Raw genomic sequence first — 24011 nt, 5'->3', positions numbered from 1 at the left:
AACCGACACTGGCACAATTGACGAATGGGAATTATCGTTCCATATTTAGAAAAATAGAAATTTTGTTCCGGGAGGAGGAATGGAAACGAGGCTTGACGGCAAGGTGATGCTGGTCACCGGGTCGACGCAAGGCATCGGCCGCGCCATTGCCGAGACGCTGGCGCGCTCCGGCGCCGAGGGACTGGTGATCACCGGACGCGACAGGCCGCGCGGCGACGCCGTGGCGGCGGATCTGTCGGCGCTCGGCACGCCAACGCTCTTCGTGGCCGCCGACCTCGCCGACGAAGCAACGCCCGCTCTTCTGGCGCGGGCCTGCATCGAGCGCTTCGGCCGCATCGATGGCCTGGTCAACGCCGCCGGCCTCACCGATCGCGCTTCCTTCCTCGACGCCAGCCTCGACGACTGGGCCTCGCTGTTCGCCGTCAATGCGCGCGCGCCGTTCTTCCTCATGCAGGCGGCAATCGCCGACATGCGCAAGCGCGGGGCAGCCGGCGCCATCCTCAACATCCTGTCGATCAACGCCCATTGCGGCTCGCCGGAGCTCGCCGTCTATTCCGCCACCAAGGGCGCGCTGGCGACACTGACCAAGAACGCCGCCAACGCGCACCGCTTCGACCGCATCCGCGTCAACGGCATCAATGTCGGCTGGACCGACACGCCGGCCGAGCGCGCCATGCAGGCAGAAACGCTGGGCCACGGCCCGGGCTGGCTCGACGCCGCCAACGCCGCACAGCCCTTCGGCCGGCTGCTCGCCCCCAACGATATCGCCAATCTTGCCGTGTTCCTGCTCTCCGACGCGGCCGGCCCGATGACCGGCGCCGTGATCGACCAGGAACAGGCGGTGATCGGGGCGAACAAGTGAGCGCCATCGAGACACTTGGCCCTGACCTGCTGGACAGGCTCCCCGCCTCTGTCGCGAAGCCTGCCTATGACCGTGCCCGCCTTGGGGCAGGCATGGCGCATCTCGGCGTCGGCGCCTTCCATCGCTGCCACCAGGCCGAATACACCGACGACCTCCTGTCGCGCGATTTTGGCCGCTGGGGCATTGTCGGCATCAACATCCGCCCTCCCCACCTCGCCGATACGCTCGGCCGGCAGGGCGGCCTCTACACGAGGCTGATCCGCGAGAACGACAGGGTCGAGGCGCGCGTCATCGGCAGCATCGTCAGGGTGGTCGACAGCCAGGCGAGTGCCGCGCCCGCCCTGGAAGTGCTGGCCTCCCAGGACATCGAACTGGTGACGCTGACGGTGACGGAAAAAGGCTATTGCCATATCCCCTCGACCGGCGAGCTCGACCTTGCCCATCCCGATATCGTCCACGATCTCGCGCACCCCGAAACACCGCGCAGCGTGCCCGGCATGCTGACGCGGGCGCTGGACCTGCGCCGGGCCACGCATGGGCGGCCGCTGACGCTGCTTTCGTGCGACAACATCCCGGCCAACGGCGTCATCCTGGGCAATGTCGTGCGCACCCTTGCCGAACGGCGCGGCGCCGGGCTCGTGGACTGGATCGCGGCCAACGCCACCTTCCCTTCCGCCATGGTCGACCGCATCGCTCCGGCGGTGACGCAGGCCGACATCGACAGCGTCGAACAGCGCTACGGCTACCGCGATGGCGCCGTCGCCATCGGCGAGCCGTTCCGCCAGTGGGTTATCGAGAAGAAATTCGCCGGTCGCATGCCGCGCTGGGATCTGGTTGGCGCAACGCTGGTCGACGACGTCACGCCGTTCGAACACTTGAAGATGCGGGTGCTGAACGGCGCCCAGACGACGCTCGCCACACTCGGCGTGCTGGCCGGGCTCGAACATACGTTCGATGCCATTGCCGACCCGCTGCTTTCGGTCTTCGTGCGCCGCATGCTGGTCGAGGAGACGCTGGCGACGCTGGAACCGGTGCCCGGCATGGATCCATCGGCCTATGTCGAGCAGAGCCTCGGCCGGCTGAGGAACACCGCCATCCGCCACCGAAACCACCAGATCGCCACCGACGGCTCGCAGAAGATCGTCCAGCGCCTGCTCAACCCGATCCGCGACCGGTTGGCGAAGGGCCGGGACATTGCGCTGCTGCCGGTGCCGGTCGCCGGTTGGATGGCCTATCTCATCCTGGCTTCGGCCCGCTTCGGCAGCCGTTGGCCGGTATCCGATCCCTATGCCGCAAAAGTCGCCGCGATCGCCGACGCGACCGGCAATGATGCGCAGGCACTGGTTTCGGCCATCCTTGGCATAGAGACGATTTTCGACCCCGGCCTCGCCGCGAACGGCACGTTTCGACGAACCGTCACATCGGCGCTTGAGGCGTTGCTTTCAAACGATCCGATGGCGGCCGTCCGTCGCAGTCTGGAACAGAATGAGACCGAACGGTTGAAGCGATCCAAACAATAGGCATTATAGGCAGTGGCCGTGCAATCACGGTCAAGGGAGGCATGATGAAACTTGGACTGCTCACCGCTCCGTTCGCGGAGACGCCGCTTGGCGACGTCGCCGGCTGGGCGCATGAGGCCGGCTTCGAGGCACTGGAAATCGCCTGCTGGCCGAAAACCTCCGGCGCGACGCGGCGCTATGCCGGCACCAGCCATATCGACGCCGCCGCCACTTCCGCCGCGCAGGCCAGGGAGATTGCCACCTCGCTGGCGGAAAAGAACATCTCGGTCTCCGGCCTCGGCTATTACCCCAATCCGCTGCACCCGGACGCCGCCCACCGCGAGGCGGTCATCGGCCACCTGAAGAAGGTGATCGTGCTGGCGGCCAATATGGGCGTTCCCGTCGTCAACACCTTCTGCGGCGGCGATGCCTCCAAGACCGTCGACGTCAACTGGCAGGACGCGCTGAAGGTGTGGCCCGAAATCGTTGCCCATGCGCGCGATCACGGCGTCAAGCTCGCTTTCGAGAACTGCCCGATGATCTTCAGCTACGACGAATGGCCGGGCGGGCACAACATCGCCTACTCGCCGCTGGTCTGGCGCCGCATCCTCGAAGCCTGGGGCGGCGATGTCGGCATGAACTTCGACCCCTCGCACCTGGTCTGGCAGATGATCGACCAGGGGCGGTTCATCCGCGAATTCGGCCCCTATATGCTGCACGTCCACGCCAAGGACCTGATGATTGATCATGATGGTTTGTACGAGCGCGGAATCCTCTCGGCCGGGATAGGCTGGCAGGTGCCGCGCATGCCGGGGCTGGGCGATGTCGACTGGAGCGGCTTCTTCTCCGGCCTCTACCGCGCCGGCTATGACGGATCCGTCATCATCGAACACGAGGACAGGCGGTTCGAGGGCAACGACGACAGTGTCAAGCGGGGCTTCCTGCTAGCCCGCGACGTGCTGCGCCCCTTCGTGAAGTGAAGTGGGGCGCGTCGTTGAATCACTTTGTCGGCGGCGCGGCCCAACGAGTTGAACTGAAACTGAAAAACAATGTGGAGGAAGACTGAAATGAAGAAAATACTGACCATGGTTCCGCTGCTCGCGGGCGCTGCCCTGCTGGCCTCGGTAGGCGTCTCGGCGGCCGCCGGCAAATACACGATCGGCATCTCCAACACCGTGCAGGGCAATGGCTGGCGCGAGGAGATGGTCTGCGCCATGAAGGCACAGGCGCTCGCTTCCGGCGAAGTCACCAAGCTCAACATCGCGCACCGCAACACGGACGCCGCCGGCCAGCTGGAAGACATCCGCAACCTGATCAGCGCCAAGGTCGACGCCATCGTCGTCAACCCCGCCGATCCGGCTGGCATCAAGGCGGGCCTCGAGGAAGCCACCAAGGCCGGCATCGTCGTCGTCGCCGTCGACCAGGCGGTCACCGAGCCGTCGGCCTACATCATCTCCAACAACCAGGAGGAATACGCCTATCTCGGCGCCAAATGGCTGTTCCAGCAGATGGGCGGCAAGGGCGAGGTGTTCTACATGCGCGGCGCCGCCGGCGCTTCGGCAGACAGCGATCGCGACAAAGGCTTCAAGAAGGCGCTCGCCGAATTCCCCGACGTGAAGGTCGCGCAGGAAGTCTTCACCGGCTGGCAGCAGGACCAGGCCAAGCAGCAGATGCTGTCCTTCCTGGCCACCGGCACGCCGTTCAACGGCGTGTGGACTTCGGGCATCGACAACGTCATCGTCGACGCGCTGGTTGAATCGCAGGCCCCGCTTGTGCCGGTGGTCGGCGCCGACAATGCCGGCTTCGTCGGCCAGTTGAGCTCGGTCAAGGGCCTGGTCGGCGCCGCCGTCACCAATCCCGGCTCGATCGGCGGCGCCGGCGTGACGCTCGCCCTGCAGATCCTCGACGGCAAGAAGCCGCCGCAGCAGACCGTGCTCGTGCAGCCGCAGCTGTGGGAAAACGCCACCGAGGAAGGCAAGGCCAAGCTGAAAGCCGCCGCCGACCCGTCGCTGAGCCCCGAATGGCCGGTGTCGATCATGATCCCGGACTGGACGACCTACACCAAGGAGCAGATCGTGGCCTGCAAGGGCCCGGGGGAGTAAGGGCTGCGCCTCTGCCTTCTCCCCTTGTGGGAGAAGGTGGATCGGCGCGTCAGCGCCGAGACGGATGAGGGGTGTTCCAGGGAACGCCGACGCCTCACTCCGCTGGAACACCCCTCATCCGTCGCCTTCGGCGACACCTTCTCCCACAAGGGGAGAAGGGGGGAGCTTTTCAGCAGTACGCCGCGCACAAGCATGGCGTACTGGTGCATTAAACAGACCCATAAAATCGAGAACAACCCGATTTGACCACCAGCCCCCTCCTCGACGCCTCGGGCGTCGCCAAGAATTACGGTGCGGTTGCAGCACTTCGCAACGCTTCGCTCTCGGTGCTGCCGGGCGAAGTGCATGCGCTGATGGGCGCCAATGGCGCCGGCAAGTCGACGCTGGTGAAGATCCTGACCGGGGCCATTTCAGCCAATGCCGGCCGCATCCTGATCCGTGGCGAGGCCCGCGACATTCGCTCGCCCGCGGCCGCGCGCCGCGCCGGCCTGCTGCCCGTCTACCAGGAGCCGTCGCTGATCCCCGATCTCGACGTGCTTTCCAACCTGCGGCTGACCGGCACGCCGGTCGAGCCGTTCCGCGCCTGGGTGCGCGAACTCGGCATTCCCGATCTCGACCTGCGCGAGACCGCACGCGACATCCCGCTGGCCATATTGCGCGTGCTCGATCTCGCCCGCGCGCTCGCCGTCGAGCCCGACGTGCTGCTGCTCGACGAGATGACGGCGGCCTTGCCGGCCAACCTGGCCGAAAAGGTGCTGGAAGTGGTGCGCCGCCAGGGCGACGCCGGCCGCGCCGTCATCTTCATCTCGCACCGCTTCGTCGAGATCGCGGCACTTTGCGACCGCGCCACCGTGCTGCGCGACGGCGAAACCGTCGGCGTCGTCGACATCGAGCCGGGCGTGGAGGAAAGGATCGTCGAGTTGATGCTGGGCGCGCGCATCGTCAAGACCAAGGTCCAGCCGCGCGCCGCCGGCCAGAACGCGGCGCCTGCCCCTGCCCGCCCGCGCATCGCGGTGCGCAATCTGCGCGTCGGCAGCAAGCTCAGCGACGTCTCCTTCGATCTCGCCGACGGCGAAGTGGCCGGCGTGGTGGCGCTCGAAGGCCAGGGCCAGGACGAATTGTTCGCCGCCCTTGCCGGCTCGATCAAGCCAAACGGCGGCACGATCGAGGTCGACGGCAGCCAGGTGAAATTCACCCACCCTATCGACGCCATCCGCTCGGGCATCGCCTATGTGCCGGGCGACCGCTCCGAGGCGCTCGCCATGCAGAGGTCGGTGCGCGAAAACATCGCGCTCCCCTTCAGCGCCGCTTTGCGCAACTGGGGACCCATTCCCATGCGCAAGGAGCGCGACACGGTGCTCGGCGCCATCCAGCGCCTGCAGATCGACACCCGTGCGCAGGGCGAGGTGCAGCGCCTGTCGGGCGGCAACCAGCAGAAGGTGACCATCGCCCGCTGGATCGCGGCGGATGCCCGCACCATCCTGTGCTTCGACCCGACGCGCGGCATCGATGTCGGCACCAAGCAGGAGATCTATAAATTGCTGCGCGAGCTCGCCGGCCACGGCAAGTCGGTGCTGTTCTACACCTCCGAACTCGAAGAGGTGCAGCGCGTATGCGACCGCGTCATCGTCATATTCAACGGCCGCCTCGTCGATATCTTTCCTGTCGAGGAGGCCGACGAGCCGGCGCTGATGCGCGCCGCCTACGGGCTGCCGCGCGGCGCCAAGGCCGATGTCGGCATACTGGCCGACCCCTCCGCGACTTCATCGGACTCGCCGTCGCCCAATGCTTCCGATGCTCCGGAGGCAAGCCCATGAACCATTTCCTGCGCCGCCAGGGCTGGGTCATCGGCCTGTTCGCCCTTCTCGTCGCGCTGTTCATCCTCACCAAGCTGATCCAGCCCGGCTATGGCAGCGGCGATTTCGGCTCGCTCGCCCGCGCGGTCCTGCCCTACGCCTTCGCCGTCGCCGCGCAGACGGTGGTGGTCATCGCCGGCGGTATCGACCTCTCCGTCGCCGCCATGATGGCGCTGACCAGCGTCACCGCCGCCTCCATGATGGCCGGCGCTTCCGAGGAATACGCGTTGTTCGTGGTGCCCTTCGTGCTCGCCATGGGCTTCGTGCTCGGCGCGCTCAACGGCCTGCTCATCGTCGTCACCCGCGTGCCCGACATCGTCGTCACGCTGGCCATGCTGTTCGTGCTGCAGGGCGCCGCCCTTCTGGTGCTCGGCGCGCCCGGCGGCGGTGCGGCCGAATGGCTGAAAGCGCTGATCTCCGGCACCGTGCCGATCCCGGGCCTGCCCGACGCCGTCGACGCCTGGCTGCCCAAGGCACTGCTGGTGTTGATCTTCTGCCTCTGCGTGATCTGGATACCGCTGCGCCGCTCCCGCCTCGGCCTCTCCATCTACGCCATCGGCTCCAGCGAGCTGGCGGCATTCCGCTCGGGCGTGCCGGTCAAGCGCACCCGCATCCTCGCCTACGCGCTGTCGGGCCTGTTCGCCGCCTTCGGCGGCCTGGCGCTGACCATGAGCACCGGCATCGGCGCGCCCATCCCGGGCCCCTATTTGCTCGCCAGCGTCGCCGCCGTGGTGCTGGGCGGCGTGGCGCTGGGCGGCGGCAAGGGCGGCCTGCTCGGCCCCATCATCGCCGTCTTCGTGCTGCGCCTGGTGCGCACGGATCTGACGCTGCTTGCCATCGACCCCAACGTCACCGCCATCATCGAGGGGCTGATCATGGTGGCGGTGGTGATGTTCGGCGCGTTCATCACGATGCGGGGGCGGCAGCAATGATGGAAGAGCATCGGCGCGCGCTTCTTCCTTCCCCCCTTGTGGGGGAAGGTGGATTGCCGCGCAGCGGCAAGACGGATGAGGGGTGTTCCAGACAACACCAACGTCTCACTCCACTGGAACACCCCTCATCCGTCTCGGCGCTATCGCGCCGATCCACCTTCTCCCACAAGGGGAGAAGGGAAAGATGCGTCGCGCCAACCCTATCGCGAGCCGTCCCATGAGCACATCAGCGATCACCCCCCAATCCATCCCGCTCGGCCGCCGCATAAAGCGCTTCATGGCCGATCGCCCCTTGGTCCCGCTGGTCATCCTGCTGGTCATCCTCGTGGTGATCCTGCAGATCCTGCGCCCGGGCATCGTCAACGAGCGCTGGATCGCCAACACCATCAAGTTCGCCATTCCGCTGGCGATCCTGGCCGGCTGCCAGACCATGACCATGCTGACCGGCGGCATCGACCTGTCGGTGGGCACGGTGGCGACGATGAGCGCCTTCATCATGGCGACCCAGATCGTCAACCAGGACCCGGCCGTCGCCTTCCTGCTCGCCATGACGCCGGCGGTGCTGATCGGCCTCGTCAACGGCATCGGTGTCGGCGTCTTCCGCGTCCACCCGCTGATCATGACGCTGGGCACCAGCCTGATCGGCACCGGCTGCCTGCAGGTCTACCAGCGCACGGTGATCGCCTCGGGCGCCAAGATCCCCGATTTTCTCGCCTGGCTCGGCACCGGCGTGACATGGGGCTTTCCCAACGCCCTGCTCCTGTTCGTGCCGCTGGCGGCGTTGATCGTCTTCACGCTTGCCCGGACCGGCTTCGGCCGCCTGCTCTACGCCGTCGGCGACAATGAGCGCGCCACGCGTCTGTCGGGCGTGCGCTACTGGCAGGTCATCACGGCGCTCTACATCGTCTCCAGCCTGCTCGCCGGCATAACCGGCCTGCTCTATATCGGCCTGATCAAGGCCCCGTCGCTCTCGCTCGCCGAACCGCTGGTGCTGCCTTCGGTCGCCGCCGCCGTGATCGGCGGCACCTCCATCTTCGGCGGCCGCGGCGGCTATACCGGCACCATCGTCGGCGCGCTGATCCTGACCGTGCTGACGACGCTGCTGACCATCCTGCAGATGCCGGAGGGCGCGCGAAGGATATTGTTCGGGCTGATCGTGCTGTTCGTGACGGCGGCTTATCTGCGCATTGTCGAGGACAGATAGCCAGCGGCGGCCAAGGGAGAAGACATCATGGAAAAGATCATCCTGGACTGCGATCCCGGACACGACGACGCCATCGCCATCCTGCTTGCCGCCGCCAACCCGAAGATCGATCTCCTTGGCATCACGACGGTTTCGGGCAACCACAATGTCGACAACACCACGCGCAACGCGCTGTCGGTCTGCACCGCCTATGGCATCAAGGTGCCGGTGGCGAAGGGCTCACCCGGCCCGCTTCTGATCGACCAGGTGCTGGCCGTCGAAATCCACGGCGAGACCGGGCTCGACGGCCCCGAACTGCCGCCCGCCTCGTTCGACCTCGACAGGCGCCATGCCGTCGACTTTATCATCGAGACTGTGATGGCGCACGAGCCGAAGACGGTGACGCTGGTGCCGGTCGGCCCCTACACCAACATCGCGCTCGCCGTGCGCAAGGAGCCGCGCATCGTCGAGCGCGTCAAGCGCGTCGTCGCCATGGGCGGCGCCTATAACAGGGGCAACATCACGCCCGCCGCCGAGTTCAACATCTATGGCGACCCGGAAGCCGCCGATGTCGTGTTCCGCTCCGCCTGGGACGTGACGATGGTGGGGCTCGACCTCACCCACCAGGCGCTTGCCACGCCCGACCTTCAGGACAGGGTGCGCGCCATTGGCGGCCCGATCGCCAAATTCATCCTCGACATCTGGGCGTTCATCGCCACCACCCATGGCGGCCTGCTGCAGATCGAGTACCCCGCAATCCACGACGCCTGCTGCGTCGCCGCCCTGATCGACCCGAGCGTCTTCACCACCGAAAAAGCCGACATCCGCGTCGAGATCGCCGGCCGCTGGACCAAGGGCATGACGGTCTGCAATTTCGAGAAAATGGGCGGCATGCGCCATTTCGGCGGCACGGCGAGCGAGCAGGTGAATTTCCGCCACACCGTGGCGATGAAGCTGGACCACAAGAAGTTCTGCGATCTGATCGTCGATTCGGTGGAGCGGCTGGCAAGGCGGAAGGCGTGATGGACCACGCCGCGCCCTGGCGGGCCGCTGGCAGCCGCGCTCAGCCGAAAATCACATAGGTCTTGCGAACGGTCTCGACGATATCCCATTCGCCTTGCGAATTGGCGGCAAAGTAGATCGCGTCTCCGGCGCGGAACTGGATCCGCTCGCCGCCGTCAGGCGTGAAGCTGCCCCGGCCGGCGATGAAATAGCTGTACTCCGCCTCCGCCACCTGGCGCCGGAACCGGCCCGGCGTGCATTCCCAGAAGCCGGTCGTGCCGACCGGTATAGGCTGATCGCCTGCCACCCTGACCCGCGCCACCTGCTCACTGGTCGGCCGGGCGACGGCGACCGGCTCGCCAAACGCGCCCTCGCCTTCGATGCGGATCAAGGTTGGCTGCACGGCATGCTCCTGTGAATCGGCTTGGCGACACTCTATCGGCGGCTCCGGCAACATGCCAAGCCGCTCGCAAGCGCGAGCGGCGGAGCTGACCCGAGTTGTTGTGGGCAACCTCGACCATCCGCCGAAAAACCAGTACGGCTGTTCTGAGCCGCTGGCTACAATGGCGATATTTGCTCCCTGGGAGACGATCAGCGATGGGCAATCCGTGAAGCGCTTTTTCCGATTGCTCGCCGCCGTGGTCATGGCGTCCGCCGTGGCTGGATGCACCACCATTTCCTATTATGCGCAGTCGATCGAGGGCCATGTCCAGATCATGGCGGCGCGCAAGAATGTCGGGCGACTGATCCGCGATCCCGCGACGCCGGCGCCTTTGCGCGCCAAGCTGGAGACCGCCGCCGCCATCAGGCGCTTTGCGTCGGAGAAGCTGGCGCTGCCCGACAATTCGAGTTACCGCTCCTATGTCGACATCGGCCGGGACGATGTGACGCTTGCCGTGTTCGCCGCGCCGCGCTTCTCGCTGGCGCCGGTCACCTGGTGCTTTCCGGTGTTCGGCTGCGTTCCCTACAAGGGGTACTTTTCGCGCAAGGACGCGATCGAAAGCGCCGCCGAGTTGCAGCGCAAGGGCCTCGACGTCTATGTCTCTGGCGTCACCGCCTATTCGACGCTGGGCTGGTTCAGCGACCCGCTGCTCAGCACAATGATGCGCGAGGACGACACCTATCTCGCCACCCTCATCTTCCATGAGCTGGCGCATCAGAAGCTCTATGTGAACGGCGATTCCGCGTTCAACGAGGCCTTCGCGGTTTCGGTCGAGACCAGCGGCACGCGCAAATGGCTGCGCGCCACGGGCAACAGCGCCGGCTTGCGCCGCTACGAGACCAACCGCAATCGCAGCGCCGATTTCCTGCGACTGGTCGGGCAGACGCGCGAGGAGTTGCGGCAGGTCTATGGCAGCCCCCGCACGCCGGAGAAGATGGCGGCCGCCAAGGACGCCGCGATCGAAAGGCTGCGGGCGCGCTACCACAAGATGCGCGACAGCCGATGGGGCGGATATCGCGGCTATGACGGCTGGTTCGACAGCCCGATCAACAATGCCAAGCTCGCCGCGACCTCGGTCTATGGCGAACAGGTGCCGGCATTCCTGCGCCTGCACGACCTGTGCGGCGGCGACTATCCCCGTTTTTACGCCGCCGTCCGCCGCATCGGCGCCTTGCCCCAGCCCTTCCGCTTCGAGGCGCTCAAGACCGCGCGGTCGTGCAACTGACCTTGGTCGGCAAGACGGCTCGCGCAAGCCCGGCGCTGACAATGCCGGTTTCGGCGTCACGGGCGCCCGCGTTCACAGGAAGAACCCGTCCGACCCGCTACCTCGACGTCTTGATCTGCGGCAGGTCGCGGCCCAACTGGCGGAACCCGACGCCAAGATACATGTCGCGGGCCGCCGGCTGCGACGCCGCGCCCCGGCAGGCGACAAACATGCGGGTCGCGCCGGCCGCCCGGGCGACACGCAAGCCATGCAGTTGCAGCGCCGTGCCGAGACCGCGCCGCCGGAAATCCCGGTGGGTGCCGACGGGCTCGAACTCGGCGGTGCGCGTTGCCTCGTCCAGCCAGATGATGGCGGTGGCGGCCAGCGTGCCCTCCTCCGCCCGCACCAGCACGTGCAGGTCGGCGCGGTAGGGCCATGTCCGCCGCACCCGGTCGAACGCCGTCTCGTTGAAGCGCGAGCCCGGCCAGGCGTCGCGATGCGCCTGGACCGCCTCGGCGGCCGGGACATCCCCGGCCGTCAGGAAGCGGAAGCCACGCGGTAGTACCGGCTCGGGCACGTCGGTCAGGTCCCGGCTGTTGAACTGCACCCAGGAGCCGTCCTCAGAGCCGGCCTCGTCGTCGAAGACATAGCCATGCGCGGCGACGATCGCCTGCGCCCGGACATCGGCGGACTGCACCGTCATGAGCCTGTCGGCGCCATCGGCCACATCGTCGTACCAGTCGAGTATGCCCGCCAAGAGCTCCGGCCGGTCCGGAAGCGTCTGCCAGATCAGGCTTGCCGCTTGCGCCTCGATCGCCGCTCCGCCACCGACCTCGATATGATGCGGCAGGCAGGCCCAGCCCCAACCGGCCAGCTCGCCATCGGCGAACCAGAATCGGTGCCGCCAGAAGCCGTGCAGCCTGTCGGCATCCTTGCCCCACACCCAGGCAAGCTCGCCAATCGTGGCGTCGCCGTTCAGCAGCTCCGGCCGCGCGGCGGTCACCTTTTGCGCCATTCCCTGCATCAGCCGCAATTCGGTGGGTCCGAGTTCGCTCATCGGATGAACGTGGCAGACGCGCATCACGCTGTCGAGGTCGCGCGGAGGCTCGCGTCCGTGCCTTGACATGACGCTTATCACGCAACATATGAAGTTGCATGAACAGGGACAGTCGATTGTCGGGCGTGCTCCACGTCCTCCTCCACATGGCGCATCACAGCGCCCCGGTCACTTCCGAGACGCTGGCCAAGGCGATGCGGACAAACCCCGTCGTGCTGCGCCGTATCATGGGCGGCCTGCGCGATGCCGGCTATGTCAGCTCCGGCAAGGGCCATGGCGGCGGCTGGGTGCTCAGCCGCGATCTCGCCGATGTCACGCTGCGCGACATCTATGCGGCACTTGGCAGCCCGGCCTTGTTCGCGCTCGGCAACCGCACGGGCAACCCGCAATGCCTGGTGGAGCAGGCCGTCAACGCCAGTCTGGACCAGGCCCTGGACGAGGCCGAGCAGCGTCTGCTCGACCATCTTGGCACGGTGACGCTCGCCATGCTCGACGCCGACATCCAGGCGCGCGGCGCGAGCCGCCGGCTGACCGATCTCGAAACCGTCCATGGTGGCGCATGAGCCGGACCGCTTTCGAGGGCCATGCGGCCACCAGCTACGCGGAAGGGCCGCCACGGCAGGTGCCCGGCTTCGCCGGCCTGCACCGCATGGCCACGCTGCTGCTTGCCGAGCGCATGCCCGGGGATGGCCGCCTGCTGGTGCTGGGCGCCGGCGGCGGGCTGGAACTCAGGGCATTCGCCGAGGCCGAGCCGCGCTGGTCTTTCGATGGGGTTGACCCCTCGGCCGACATGCTGGCCCTGGCCGGGCGCATGGTGGCCGATCACGCCCCGCGCATGCGCCTCCACCACGGCTTCGTCGATGCCGCGCCGGACGGGCCTTTCGACGGCGCCTGCGCGCTGCTGACTTTCCATTTCATCGCACGGGAGGACCGTCTGGCGACGCTGCGCCAGATCCGGCGCCGCCTGCGGCCCGGCGCGCCTTTGGTGCTCGCCCATATCAGCTTTCCCCAGGCCGAGCCCGAACGGTCCCGGTGGATCGCCAGGCATGTCGCCTTCGGCGCCCGGCGCGACGCCGACGAGGCGCAGCTGGAAAGCGCGCGCCAGGCCATCGCCACGCGCCTGACGATCCTTGATCCGCGCGAGGAGGAGGCAATGTTGGCCGAGGCCGGCTTCGCCGATGTCGGCCTGTTCTATGCCGGCCTCAGCTTCAGGGGCTGGGTGGCCTACGCCGCCTGAAATCCCTGACCTGGGAAGGATGCCGGGGTCGACTTCGGGAGCGTCACCAGAACGCCACAAGCGACTTCAGCATCGCCCTGGCGCCGGCGGCCTGCCGGCACGCCGCGCGAAAATCCGCCCTGCCCGTCGCGGCAAGCACATCCTCGTCGATGCCGCGCAGGATGATGCCGGCATTGCGCGAGCCGATCCTGGCCAGGGCCGAGGCGAGCTCGGCGCGGGCGGGGTCGAACGGGGTTCGCCCATGCGTGTCGGCATCGCCGATGTCATTGTTGGCGTCGAGCGTATGGTGCGGAATCTCCACCGGGCAGCGCACGTTGAACGGCGCCGCGCGGCCAAGGAAATGCGACAGCATATGCAGCGAAAGGGCCGGTTCTGAAACCAGCCGCTCATAGCACACGAAATGCACCGGGGCGCCGGCGCGGCGCAGTGCGTCCATGGCGAAATAGAACTGGTTCCAGTAGTCGGCCGGCGAGCGGAACCTGTACTCCATCCGCTTCGGCTCGGTGAAATCCTGCCTGACCTCGAACGGACCGCGCAGGAAAGCGGCGAGGTTGCCGTTCGGCCTGAAGATCGTGCCGTTCCTCGCCAGGCGGAACCAGGACAGGATCTGCGTGACCGGATCCTTGCTCATGACGACGATGGGCAGGCCGCCATGCTCGATCTCGCGCCCGTTCATCAGGGCGGGGAAGACACCGTGTTTCCAGAACCCCTGGTCGAAGACGACCGGGACGCCGAGATGGCGTTCGATGAGATGCCGGGCAAGGTTGGTGCCCGAACGCGGCGTGCCCATCACCCGCACGCCGGCGATACCAGGCCGCGGCGATGCGGCGCCAGGCGCGGGATTCCCCGCGATCGCCACCTTTGCATCAACCGGAAACACTGGCCGCTCACCCATGGACCCGCTCCGGCGTGGGTTCGACCGCCATGGCTTCGCGCACCGGGCCGGGCCCGAGCGCCGCGGCATGCTTCACGATGGTCGCGAAGAACTCCCGCTCCTTGATCGGGCGGTACCGCGACGCGATCGTGTGGCGCAGTTCGGCGAGCCAGGCAGGGTCGGTGCAGGCCTTGGCGACCGCGGCGCACCAGGCCTCGACATCGCGCGCCGGGATCGTCGGCATCAGCCCCTGCGTGGCTTCGGCCAGCGACGGCGCGTCCGAGATCAGCACCGGCAGGCCGAAATCCAGGCACTCGGCCGCGCCCAGGCCCCAGCCTTCGACCGCCGAGGGATAGACGCTGAACTCAGCGTCCCGATAGAGCTCCGCAAGCTCGCGATCGCCTATGCCGGAGCGGAACTGCACATGCTCGCCGAGCTCCGGATGCTGCGCCATGAAGGCGGTGAGTTCTTCGTACATCCAGCCCCACCGGCCGCACAGGACCAGCCTCGGCAGCCTTTCCCCCAGCAGGGGAAGAAGCCGGTGCCACACCTTGAGCAGCAGGATGTGGTTCTTGCGGATCTCTATGGTCGAGCAGTAGAGGACGAATTTGCGGTCCCGCCGCTGCTTTTCCGGACACATGCCCCGGTCCGCGACGCCTTCCTTCAGGAAAGCGCCGGGCGATGCAACCGCGACTTGCGGCATGCGAGCGGGACTGGTGGCCTTGGCATGGCACCGCACCCGGTCGGCGGTGTATTTCGAGACGCAGAGCAACAGCCGGGCATTCTCCAGCTGCCATGCCGTGTTGCGCACGAAGCCACGGGCATGATGCGGACCGATGAATTGCGGGTAGTCGATCGGGATGAGGTCGTGCATCAGGGTGAAGATGCCGCATTTGGCCTTCCTGGCGGCAAGCCTGCCCGAGGCAAGTTCGTGCACGCTCGTGCTCGACAGGAAGCATATGGCGTTTTCGTCCTTCAGCGGATCACCGGTATCGAGGCGACTTGGACGCAGCGCCGATTTGACGGCCTTGAAAAGCCGGATGGCCGTCTTGGACAACTGGAATTTGATGCCGCGCCTTTTCTCGGAGCCGGACAGGTAGATCGCCGCGACGCGGTCGAACTCGCGTCCGCAGGCGATCGGCGCCGCCCGCACCATCGACAGCACCTTCCACAGCCGCGCCGCATATGAGCTTGCCTCGCCGCCGATCGGCTGTGCCAGCTCGCCTTCGACAAGCCGCCGCAGATAGCCAAGCTCCGCCTCATCGAGCGTGTGGCCCTGCCCCCATTTGTCGACCATGAAGAAGCCGAGCGGCGAGCCCTTCCAGCGCAGCGCCTGCCGGATGAGGGCCGTTTCGACGCGCGGGATGCCGACGGGCGGATGCGGCCCCCAGCGCAAAGGCAAGGTGGCATCGAAATACAATGTCTTCAACGGCTTACCTTCCGACGTTGCTTCAGGGCATCGGCTCGATCGGAGGCAACGGATATCCGTGGCGGTCGAAGCCGCGGCAAGCGCCCTGTCCCGGTCGAGGGGGCCGGGACTCTGCGAAATGATCGTTCCCGGTGTCCATTTCAAATACGTGGGAAATTTACCCACGTCAAGAGAGTGCGCTGCTTGACTTGTGGGTATTTTTCCCACAAATTGATTTCATCGACGACACCAGCGGAAAGGAATCGAGCAATTCCGGCAAAAGCGCGCTGCGGTTCTGCCTTCGCAATTGCATGAAACAGATGAGACCGGGCGAGGCGGCGCTCCCGTTTCACCGCAATGCCTGACACGATTTCGCCCGCGGATTTCCATGGACCATCCGCCCCCCGCATGGTCCGCGGAAGAGCAGCCGTACCCCTGGAAAGCTCGAGCCCCTACAACGAGCACGTACGGCTGTGCCGGCCGGTTCCGTCCATCGCAAGGGACGGGGCCGGCCGGATCATCGCCGTTCACGCCGGCATGAGCCGGCCAATCCCTGAAGATGCCTGGAGCTTACGGTCCGCCGGGCCCTCCCGGGCCGCCGCCCGGACCGCCGGGACCGCCACCCGGCCCGCCGGGACCACCCGGCGCGCCTGGCCCGTTCGGTCCATTTGGTCCATTTGGTCCGCCAGGAGGCTGGCCCGGCGTGCCGGACTGGTTTGGCGAAGGCCCACCCGACCCCGGATCGCGCGATGCCGACACGACATTTCCCGACCGGTCAAAGCCGACATCGAGGAAGGCGCGGACAAATCCGCCCGCTTTCGGATCGCCGTTCTGGCTGTCGACACTGACGCCGAGGCCTGACGCCAGGCGCGCTCCCCGGCGTTGCAGGAACGTTTCGTAGAGCACGCTTGCGACCTCGGCCTGCGGCACCGGCGCCTCCGCCTCCACATGCAGTATCCTGTATCCGCCCGCGGCCCTGGCAAGCGTAAGCTGGACGCGCCGGTTCGCCAGCGGCGACGATCCTGCCCCGATCCTGAGCCGCCCGACCAGCAAGGCCCCGGCCTTCACGCTGGCAAGCCCGCGAACCAGATAGGGGGCGTCCCCCGGCCTGGCCTCGACCAGGCTGGCGACGACCGTTCCGTCGGGCCGCCGGATGCCGTGAACCGCCACGATATCGCCCACCGCGATTTTCGTTCCGGCAATGCCGCCGATGTCGACATGCTGACCCACGACCCGGATCGAGTTGCCGGTCTTGCGTTCGACAGGCCCGACCACTTCGCTCGTGACATGGATCGCGGCGGTCGTGACGCGGCCATCCCTGCCGAGCACGGCCACCCGCACCACTTGCCCCACCTTCAGCCTGTCCGCGGCGACGCGGACGCCATCCACCCAGACCGGCACGTCCCGATCATAGGCAACACGCACGCCATTGACGAAAATGCTGCCGAAACGCTGGATCGTGCCGACGATGCCAGTGCCGCCGATGCCTTGGTCGCCGTCGGTCCCGGCCGTCCAGCCAGTGCCGCCGATGCCCTGGTCCTTCGACGCGTCACCCGCTTTCGCGGAAACGGCGCAAATCGCGGCCGGCAGGGCGGCGCCGAGCGTCAGGAACTCCCGCCTCGTCGGCTTCCAGCTCATGCCGTCTCTCCGCCGGCATTCTCCGCCTCGGGCTTTTCCCCGCCGACCGGCGACGAGCCGTCCGAGGTCAATATGTAGACACCCCAGTTCCAGCGGCTGGTCCCGCCCGGATCGCTTTGGATGGCCTGGTTGGCATATTTGTTGAGGCGCAGCAGCGTTTCCACCGCGATCTCGCGGCTGTAGGCCTCCAGCGACCTGGCCAGCTCTTCCGACAGCCCGTCATAGTGAACGGCCCGCTCGAGGAAGGGCGGCGCGTCGGCCAGCACGTTGTCGACGGCGGCGGCGGCATGGTCGCTCAGATTGCGGGCAAAATAGTAGAGCCGGACCTCGCCGTCGCCGCGCGGCACCATGGCCCCCTCCATCAGGACGATCCGGTCCTCGCCATCGATCTCCACCAGCTTGCGGTCGAGCCAGTCGTCGAGCACGGCCCTCGGCCTGAGGTCGCGCGTCACCGATTCGACGAGGCCGGCAAAGGACGGTTCTCCCGCCTCGCCCGTCCGCGCCAGCGGCAGCGGCATGCCCCTGGCGTCCACGAAGGCCGGATCGGCCAGCCAGCGCGCGACGATGGCGCTGGTCCTGGACACCGAATCGGGCACCACCCGCACCGGAGCGCCCGCCCCTCTCAGCCGGCTGACCTCCTTGCGGTGCACGCCGGTCAGCAGGCTCACCCGGCTGTCGGTCTGCTGCTTGTCCGGCAAGGCGAATTCATGCTCGGCCACATTGACATAGAGCTGGCGAAGCAGGTCAACGAAAGCCGGGAACGTCACCCCGCATCGGATGGCCAGCCGCACCAGCGGGCGCAACACCCGGTTGAGCGCGTTCTGGACCCCGGCCCCATCCAGATATTGTCCCCCCGATTTCATCATCGGTCGTCCTTCACTTGCCAGTCACGTGACCGGCCATCCATCCCTCGGAAATTCCTGCTGAAAATAGCGCGTGGGAAATGTTTCCACAATAGCGTTGACCGAAGGAACAGCACCAACCCTGCTTTCCAGGGCCTGCGCTCCGGTTGACACGTGTGAAATTTTCCCACAATTTGTACTCCCATCCGCTGCAATCACCAGAGTCCCCGGATTACACCTCAGTCTGCGCGCCGAGACCGCGCGCCAAAGGAGAGATCGCTTGAAGAAGCCTTATGCGAGACCAACCATTGTCCGGGCCGGCGGCGCGCAGGAGGAAAGGCCGATTGACCTCGCCGATACCTCCGGCCCCAGGAATGACAGGCATCTCGACCCCATCATTTCCGTCACCGCCGACATCGTCTCCTCCTATGTCTCGAACAACCCCGTTCCGGCCGCCGAGCTCCCCGACTTCATCGGCAGGATACACGCCTCGATCAAGGCCATTTCCGATGGCGGCGTCAGCGCCGGGTCCGACGAGATCAGGTTCGCCGTGCCGGTCAAGAAATCCGTCATGCCCGATTTCATCATCTGCCTGGAGGACGGCAGGCGCTTCAAATCGCTGAAACGCCATATCGAGACGAATTACGGCCTGACGCCGGACCAGTACCGCAAGAAATGGAACCTGCCGCCCAGCTACCCGATGGTGGCGCCGAATTATTCGGCCACGCGTTCGAAGCTCGCCAAATCCATGGGGCTCGGCCGGAAGGCGAAATAGGCGCAGCTCACCAATAGCCGATAAACGACCGAGCTATTGCCGCCAGGCCGATTGACCGCCTGCAGGTTTCTGGAAAGCCCGGCCGGCCCGTCGCATCGAGCACGTCATCGTCGATGTCGCGCAGGATGCGGCGCGCATTGCGCCAGCCGACCCTGGCAAGGGCCGATGACAGATTCGCGCGCGAAGGATCGAAAGGACCCTGATTGGCTGCTGGATCCGCGGGCCGGTCGATGTCGTTGCTTGCCCCGATCGCGTATCGCGGAATCGCCACGGCGGTGCCCGCGTCGAAGGGCCTTGCGGGATCGAGCAGGCGGGAAATCGAATTCAGGCACTGGGCCGGATTCGAAACAAGTTCCTCATAGCGCACGAAATGCACCGGTGCGCCGGTCCGGCGAAGGGCGTTCATGGCGAAGTAAAACTGGTTCCAGTAGTCGGCGGGCGTGCGGAACCTGTACTCCATCTGGTTCGGCTGCGTGAAATCCTGCCTGATCTCGAAAGGTCCGCGCAGGAACGAGCCGAGGTACTTGTTCGGCCTGAAAACACTGTCTGTCCTGGTGAACCGGAACCAGGACAGAAGCTGGCTGATGGGATCCTTGCTCATGACGATGATGGGCAAGCCACCATATTGCAGCACGCGCCCATTCATCAGCGCCGGAAAGACCCCATGCTTCCAGAAGCCCTGGTCGAAGACGACTGGAACCCGGAGATAGGCTTCGACAAGGTGCTTGGCGAGATTGGTGCCGGATCTCGGCGTCCCCATGATGCGGACCCGGGCCGCCTTGCCGCCCGGTCCGCCCTGCCCTGACCGAGACATGGTACTCACAGCGCCAGGCTCCCCTGCTCCGCCTCCTCGGCATTGGGATCGCCGGGTGCGGTCGCCCAGGCGAGCTCGACCAGCGTCACGGTGCGCTTTCCCGTGCCGTCGAGCTGGCACACGATCAGGCCCTGCTCCTCGATATAGGTGAGCAGCCGGCGCGCGCGGCGCATGGAGTGCGAGCCATAGGCACGCGCGATCGCCGCGTCGCTCGGGCACGCCCAGCCTTCCTTCGCGGCACGCGCGATCATCATGAACACGCCCTGCATGTCCTCGGGCAGCAGCGAGGCGCGCACCGAGACATCGCGCCATGCATCGTCCTCGGCCATGTCGGAGCCGACCCCGGCGCGGGCGCGCGTCAGCATGCGGCGGAACTCCTGCAGGTCGGGTACCACCGAGGCCAGCCCTTCGATGCGGCAGCGCACGACGAATTCCTGGTAGAGCACACCGATGACGCGGAACCCGGCATCGGGTTCGGCCAGGATGGCGCGCAGGATGCGGTCCATGCGCTCGCGCCGCTCGGCCAGGTCCTCGGCGCTGGGCGCCGGCTCGGCCGGTTCCCGGCGGATTTCCATGGGCGACGACTTCGCCGCCATCAGTTGTTCCAGCAAGTCCGGAGACGCAACGCGGCGCGGCGCGCGCATGGTATCGGGCGGCGGCGCGGCCAGGATGATGGCGCGGGCATCCTCCAGGACCGCTTCGGGCAGCGGCATCAGCCTGGGCGTGCCGTTGCGCGGGCTGGTGTCGGTCGGCCCGATGCGCAGGCCCAGCGGCCGCCGCGACAGCGCCGGCCCGAGCGCCATGAACTGACCGCGCTCCAGGTCGCGAAAGGCTTCCGCCTGGCGACGCTCCATGCCGAGCAGATCGGCGGCGCGCGCCATGTCGATGTCGAGGAAGGTGCGGCCCATGAGGAAATTCGAGGCTTCCGCCGCGACATTCTTGGCGAGCTTGGCGAGGCGCTGGGTGGCGATGATGCCGGCAAGCCCGCGCTTGCGGCCGCGGCACATCAGATTGGTCATGGCGCCCAGCGAAAGCTTGCGCGCTTCGTCGGAAACCTCGCCGGCCACGGCGGGCGCGAAAAGCTGCGCCTCGTCCACCACCACCAGCATCGGATACCAATGGTCGCGCGCGACCTCGAACAGGCCGCCGAGGAAGGCGGCGGCGCGCCGCATCTGGTTCTCGGCGTCGAGGCCTTCGAGGTTGAGCACGGTGGAGACGCGATGGATGCGCGCCCGCTCGCCGGCCGCCTGCAGGCCGCGCTCGGTGTGCTCCTCGGCATCGATCACCAGATGGCCGTAGCGCTCGCCGAGCGACACGAAGTCGCCTTCGGGGTCGACGATGGTCTGCTGCACCCAGGGCGCGCTCTGCTCCAGAAGCCGCCGCAGCAGGTGCGACTTGCCCGAGCCCGAATTGCCCTGCACCAGAAGGCGGGTCGCCAGCAATTCCTCGAGATCGAGGTTCGCCGGAGCGCCCGCCGAGGTGTGGCCCATCTCGATCGCAACGGTCATGTCAGACTCATCAGCTCCTTCCGCAGACGGGCTTATCAACCGAACCCCGGCCCGTCGAGCACCGATGGCCGGCCGCGCCGGGTTGCGCACAGATCGAGCGGCTGGCGCGCGCCCGGAGGGCCGGCATGGGCGAAGCAACAAATCAGGAACCGCTAAATTAAAAAGCAATATAAAATCCTGAAAAGGCTTCCGGGTCGTCAAAAATTCATAATTACCGACTCGCAACCAAATAAAACGCTGATACACTTCTATAGCCTCGACAAATGTCGGCGGCGACATTTCATGGAGGAGGCAACCAAATGGCAGTCATCAACGGCACGAGCTTGGGTCAGACGCTGACCGGCACGTCCTCGGCGGACACGATCTCCGGCATGGGCGGAAACGACATCATCTACGGCTATGGCGGCGACGACATCATCTATGCCCGCAGCGTCGGTTACACATCCTTCTACAACGGCAACGCCCGCATCTGGGGCGGCGATGGCAACGACAAGATTTATCTGCAGTACTCCAGCACCGGCAATTACGCCTATGGCGAACAGGGCAACGACGAGATCAGGGGGCTCGGCGCCGACGACTACATCGATGGCGGCAGCGGCGAAGACTACATCGAAGGCGGCGGCGGCGTCGACAACCTCTATGGCGGCACCGGAAACGACATCATCAAGATGGGCATCGGCAGTTCCACGGTCGCGCAGGTCATCGATGGCGGCTATGACAATGACCAGCTGTATATCAGCTATGCCGGCAACCTGACCGCCATCGGCGGCCAGGGCAACGACGTGTTCTTCGTCGGGCAAACCGGCTCCGGCGGCACGAAGTATGACGGCGGGACCGAAACGGACAGGATCGTCGCCACCCAGGACAACATCCTTATCGGCATCAAATCCATCACCGGCGTCGAGGAGATCACCAACACCAGTGTCGAGTTCGGTACGTTCACCGGCGTGAAGATCTCCGCCTATGCCGGAACCGCGCCCCTGGATTTCACCCAAACCGCGTTGAACGGCATCGCCGAGATCCGTGGTTTCGGCAGTGACGCCAACGTCATCTACCTGGCGGGAAAGAACGCCGGCGACGCGCTCGCCCTTGGCCGCGCCGATCTCGTGAACGCCGGCGACGGTGACGATATCGTCTATGGCGGCTACGGCAACGACACGCTCAATGGCGGAAACGGCAACGACACGCTCGCCGGCGGCACCGACAACGACATTCTTACCGGAGGCGCCGGCGCGGACACCTTCATCTTCAAGCTCGGCGACGGCGCGGACGTCATCACCGACCTGTCATTGGGCACGGCCGGCGAGCACATCAGCGTCGGCTCCTTCGCCGGCATCGACGATTTCTCCGATCTGGCCGGGCTGATGTCGCAGGCCGGCGCCGACACGGTCATCGATTTCGGCGGCGGCGACACGCTTACCCTGACCGGGATCACTGCCACCGACCTGACCGCGGCCCAGTTCGACTTCTTTGTCTGAGGGTTTCGAAATTCGCCCTGGCGAGTTCAGATGGCCGCCAGGGTAGAATTTCCAGACAGTCTCCAGGAGCGGGCGTCATGGCGCCCACCCTCTCCGCCACGACGCCGCCACCGATGACGGCTCATGGCGGAGCCTATTGCCCGGGAGGCGACGCCCGGGCATGTCGCCTCTCTTGCGGGCGAGCCATGCCGGCCGGGCATGCGCCTGTGGATAGTAACCGTTCGTTCACCATCGGCCGCCATTCGAATTGAAGACGCCGGTCGGATGCTTAGCTTGACCCTGCGTCGCGCCCCAACGTGATGCACCCCAACGCCCCAAATGGCGGCCGGCGTCTTCAAGTTTCTTCGTGTATGCGCCGGTCGTCAGTTTGATCCCTTGCATTTGGCGTTCGCGTTCGCCCAGGCGAACAAAGCCCCTCGCGCCGTCGATTTCAGGTCCCGGCATCTTGCTTCGGCACCGGCGGCAGGCCGGGCGCGTCGAGCCCGCTGAAAGGATCACGCCAGGCATCGATGGCTTCCAGTCGGCCATACCAGCGCGCGAGCGCGGGATAATCTTCGAGCGGCAGGCCGCCGACATCGTTGAAGGCCAGGAAGGTTGCCATGCGGAAATCGGCATAGGAAACGTCGTGCCCGACGAGCCATTGCCGGCCCGTCAGCACCGCGTCGAGGATCGCCGCGTAGGTGTGGAACAGTTTCAGCCCCTCCTCGACCAGTTGATGGTCGATCGGGCCCATATGATAGCGCTGCTTGGTGCCACGCTCGAAATGCACCATGTCGCAGGAGCGGGCGAAATTGTCCTTGCCCCAGCTGATCCATCGGATCATTTCGGGCTGGTCGTCGCCGGTGCGCCAGAAATTCGAGCCGGCATCGCGCGACAGCCGGCAGGCGATGGCGTCGGTCTCCCACAGGCTGCCATCAGGCCATGCCAATATGGGCAGATAGAGATTGGGATTGAGCGGCCGGAACCGTTCCGCCTGCCCGGGCGCGAAGGGCGAAGCGAATTCGAAGGCCACATCCGCGCCGAGGTGACGCGCCACCGCGACCGCCAGGCGCGGATTGGGGTTGCGGCTGAAGTAGAGTTTCATTGCGCCCACTGCCGGCACCGGCCCGACCTTTTCATTCATGAATGGCTCTCCTTTGTCCCGACGAATTGTACATCGCCATGCCTAGGACGGAGCCAGCCGGCGCGATCCGACATTTTTCGCTTGGATTTGCAGCATGCAATCGATGCGGCTGGATCGACGATTTGCCTGCCCGCCGAAACAGGGGGAAGCGTGCAAAGTTTGAGTTGACCACCCT

The 24011-nt window shown here is 66.3% G+C and carries 24 protein-coding genes; 13 read left to right on the top strand and 11 right to left on the bottom strand.

What is annotated here, in order from left to right; translation table 11 throughout:
- The first annotated feature begins 79 nt into the window (after window positions 1-79).
- The 6 genes from FFS37_RS26325 (at window position 80) to FFS37_RS26300 (ending at window position 7251) form a co-directional block, all read left to right on the top strand.
- Window positions 80-862, top strand: coding sequence for an SDR family oxidoreductase (locus FFS37_RS26325; protein WP_137933894.1), 783 nt, complete (start codon window positions 80-82; stop codon window positions 860-862).
- The gene (locus FFS37_RS26320; RefSeq protein WP_137933893.1) at window positions 859-2382 is read left to right on the top strand and encodes a mannitol dehydrogenase family protein; all 1524 of its coding nucleotides are present in this window, start codon (window positions 859-861) and stop codon (window positions 2380-2382) included. The genes FFS37_RS26325 and FFS37_RS26320 overlap by 4 nt, the downstream gene beginning before the upstream one ends.
- Window positions 2383-2426: 44 nt before the next feature.
- A complete protein-coding gene (locus FFS37_RS26315) occupies window positions 2427-3341 on the top strand; it encodes a sugar phosphate isomerase/epimerase family protein (RefSeq protein ID WP_137933892.1) in 915 nt (304 codons plus the stop codon).
- Between the two features lie 87 nt (window positions 3342-3428).
- Window positions 3429-4463: an ABC transporter substrate-binding protein gene (locus FFS37_RS26310; protein ID WP_137933891.1), complete on the top strand. Its 1035-nt coding sequence runs from the start codon at window positions 3429-3431 to the stop codon at window positions 4461-4463.
- A 242-nt stretch (window positions 4464-4705) separates the two neighbouring features.
- Window positions 4706-6280 (top strand): sugar ABC transporter ATP-binding protein, encoded by a 1575-nt coding sequence (locus FFS37_RS26305; protein WP_137933890.1) that lies wholly within the window; start codon window positions 4706-4708, stop codon window positions 6278-6280.
- Complete coding sequence (locus tag FFS37_RS26300; protein ID WP_137933889.1) at window positions 6277-7251, top strand: ABC transporter permease; 975 nt, start codon at window positions 6277-6279, stop codon at window positions 7249-7251. Before FFS37_RS26305 ends, FFS37_RS26300 begins: the two co-directional genes overlap by 4 nt.
- Window positions 7252-7356: 105 nt before the next feature.
- Here the strand turns inward: FFS37_RS26300 and FFS37_RS36640 are convergent, their stop codons facing one another.
- Window positions 7357-7689, bottom strand: coding sequence for a hypothetical protein (locus FFS37_RS36640; RefSeq protein ID WP_408631453.1), 333 nt, complete (start codon window positions 7687-7689; stop codon window positions 7357-7359).
- On the opposite strand from FFS37_RS36640, the gene FFS37_RS26295 reads away from it, so the two are divergent.
- Complete coding sequence (locus tag FFS37_RS26295) at window positions 7577-8455, top strand: ABC transporter permease (RefSeq protein WP_408631452.1); 879 nt, start codon at window positions 7577-7579, stop codon at window positions 8453-8455. The two genes, FFS37_RS36640 and FFS37_RS26295, sit on opposite strands and share 113 nt — an antisense overlap.
- 27 nt (window positions 8456-8482) lie before the next feature.
- Window positions 8483-9457, top strand: a complete 975-nt coding sequence (locus FFS37_RS26290; RefSeq protein WP_137933887.1) for a nucleoside hydrolase — start codon at window positions 8483-8485, stop codon at window positions 9455-9457.
- 40 nt (window positions 9458-9497) lie between these two features.
- Here the strand turns inward: FFS37_RS26290 and FFS37_RS26285 are convergent, their stop codons facing one another.
- Window positions 9498-10082, bottom strand: a complete 585-nt coding sequence (locus tag FFS37_RS26285) for a cupin domain-containing protein (RefSeq protein ID WP_210240479.1) — start codon at window positions 10080-10082, stop codon at window positions 9498-9500.
- 10 nt (window positions 10083-10092) lie between these two features.
- Between FFS37_RS26285 and FFS37_RS26280 the strand changes: the two genes are divergently transcribed.
- Complete coding sequence (locus FFS37_RS26280) at window positions 10093-11103, top strand: aminopeptidase (protein ID WP_332312221.1); 1011 nt, start codon at window positions 10093-10095, stop codon at window positions 11101-11103.
- 97 nt (window positions 11104-11200) lie between these two features.
- Here FFS37_RS26280 and FFS37_RS26275 read toward each other — a convergent pair whose 3' ends face one another.
- Window positions 11201-12208: a GNAT family N-acetyltransferase gene (locus FFS37_RS26275; RefSeq protein ID WP_210240478.1), complete on the bottom strand. Its 1008-nt coding sequence runs from the start codon at window positions 12206-12208 to the stop codon at window positions 11201-11203.
- Between the two features lie 29 nt (window positions 12209-12237).
- On the opposite strand from FFS37_RS26275, the gene FFS37_RS26270 reads away from it, so the two are divergent.
- Both FFS37_RS26270 and FFS37_RS26265 read left to right on the top strand, forming a co-directional pair.
- On the top strand, window positions 12238-12702 hold the full coding sequence (locus FFS37_RS26270; protein WP_137933886.1) for an Rrf2 family transcriptional regulator: 465 nt from the start codon (window positions 12238-12240) through the stop codon (window positions 12700-12702).
- Complete coding sequence (locus FFS37_RS26265; RefSeq protein ID WP_137933885.1) at window positions 12699-13376, top strand: class I SAM-dependent methyltransferase; 678 nt, start codon at window positions 12699-12701, stop codon at window positions 13374-13376. Before FFS37_RS26270 ends, FFS37_RS26265 begins: the two co-directional genes overlap by 4 nt.
- Window positions 13377-13419: 43 nt before the next feature.
- Here FFS37_RS26265 and FFS37_RS26260 read toward each other — a convergent pair whose 3' ends face one another.
- The 5 genes from FFS37_RS26260 to FFS37_RS26235 form a co-directional block, all read right to left on the bottom strand.
- Window positions 13420-14271, bottom strand: a complete 852-nt coding sequence (locus tag FFS37_RS26260) for a hypothetical protein (protein ID WP_137933884.1) — start codon at window positions 14269-14271, stop codon at window positions 13420-13422.
- Complete coding sequence (locus FFS37_RS26255; protein WP_137933883.1) at window positions 14264-15679, bottom strand: glycosyltransferase family 4 protein; 1416 nt, start codon at window positions 15677-15679, stop codon at window positions 14264-14266. Before FFS37_RS26255 ends, FFS37_RS26260 begins: the two co-directional genes overlap by 8 nt.
- Window positions 15680-15819: 140 nt before the next feature.
- Complete coding sequence (locus tag FFS37_RS26250) at window positions 15820-16026, bottom strand: hypothetical protein (protein ID WP_137933882.1); 207 nt, start codon at window positions 16024-16026, stop codon at window positions 15820-15822.
- A 202-nt stretch (window positions 16027-16228) separates the two neighbouring features.
- The gene (locus tag FFS37_RS35855; RefSeq protein WP_171026428.1) at window positions 16229-17296 is read right to left on the bottom strand and encodes a DUF5666 domain-containing protein; all 1068 of its coding nucleotides are present in this window, start codon (window positions 17294-17296) and stop codon (window positions 16229-16231) included.
- Window positions 17293-18162 carry a DUF6502 family protein gene (locus FFS37_RS26235; RefSeq protein WP_137933879.1) on the bottom strand — a complete coding sequence of 290 codons (870 nt, stop codon included), beginning with the start codon at window positions 18160-18162 and terminating at the stop codon, window positions 17293-17295. The genes FFS37_RS35855 and FFS37_RS26235 overlap by 4 nt, the downstream gene beginning before the upstream one ends.
- Before the next feature lie 319 nt (window positions 18163-18481).
- Between FFS37_RS26235 and FFS37_RS26230 the strand changes: the two genes are divergently transcribed.
- On the top strand, window positions 18482-18913 hold the full coding sequence (locus tag FFS37_RS26230) for a MucR family transcriptional regulator (RefSeq protein WP_137933968.1): 432 nt from the start codon (window positions 18482-18484) through the stop codon (window positions 18911-18913).
- 7 nt (window positions 18914-18920) lie between these two features.
- On the opposite strand, the gene FFS37_RS26225 is transcribed toward FFS37_RS26230, so the two are convergent.
- Entirely contained in the window at window positions 18921-19736 is an 816-nt protein-coding gene (locus FFS37_RS26225) for a hypothetical protein (protein ID WP_137933878.1), read from the bottom strand.
- Window positions 19733-21235 (bottom strand): ATP-binding protein, encoded by a 1503-nt coding sequence (locus tag FFS37_RS26220; RefSeq protein WP_137933877.1) that lies wholly within the window; start codon window positions 21233-21235, stop codon window positions 19733-19735. The genes FFS37_RS26225 and FFS37_RS26220 overlap by 4 nt, the downstream gene beginning before the upstream one ends.
- 299 nt (window positions 21236-21534) lie before the next feature.
- Between FFS37_RS26220 and FFS37_RS26215 the strand changes: the two genes are divergently transcribed.
- Window positions 21535-22713 carry a calcium-binding protein gene (locus FFS37_RS26215; RefSeq protein WP_171026427.1) on the top strand — a complete coding sequence of 393 codons (1179 nt, stop codon included), beginning with the start codon at window positions 21535-21537 and terminating at the stop codon, window positions 22711-22713.
- 430 nt (window positions 22714-23143) lie between these two features.
- Here FFS37_RS26215 and FFS37_RS26210 read toward each other — a convergent pair whose 3' ends face one another.
- Window positions 23144-23797 carry a glutathione S-transferase family protein gene (locus tag FFS37_RS26210; protein ID WP_137933967.1) on the bottom strand — a complete coding sequence of 218 codons (654 nt, stop codon included), beginning with the start codon at window positions 23795-23797 and terminating at the stop codon, window positions 23144-23146.
- Between the last annotated feature and the right edge of the window lie 214 nt (window positions 23798-24011).

Origin of the sequence: Mesorhizobium comanense, assembly GCF_005503535.1 — a bacterium.
Classification (GTDB): Bacteria; Pseudomonadota; Alphaproteobacteria; order Rhizobiales; family Rhizobiaceae; genus Mesorhizobium; species Mesorhizobium comanense.
The sequence above is the reverse complement of the archived record's forward strand: the minus strand, read 5'-3'. Positions and strand labels throughout refer to the sequence as shown.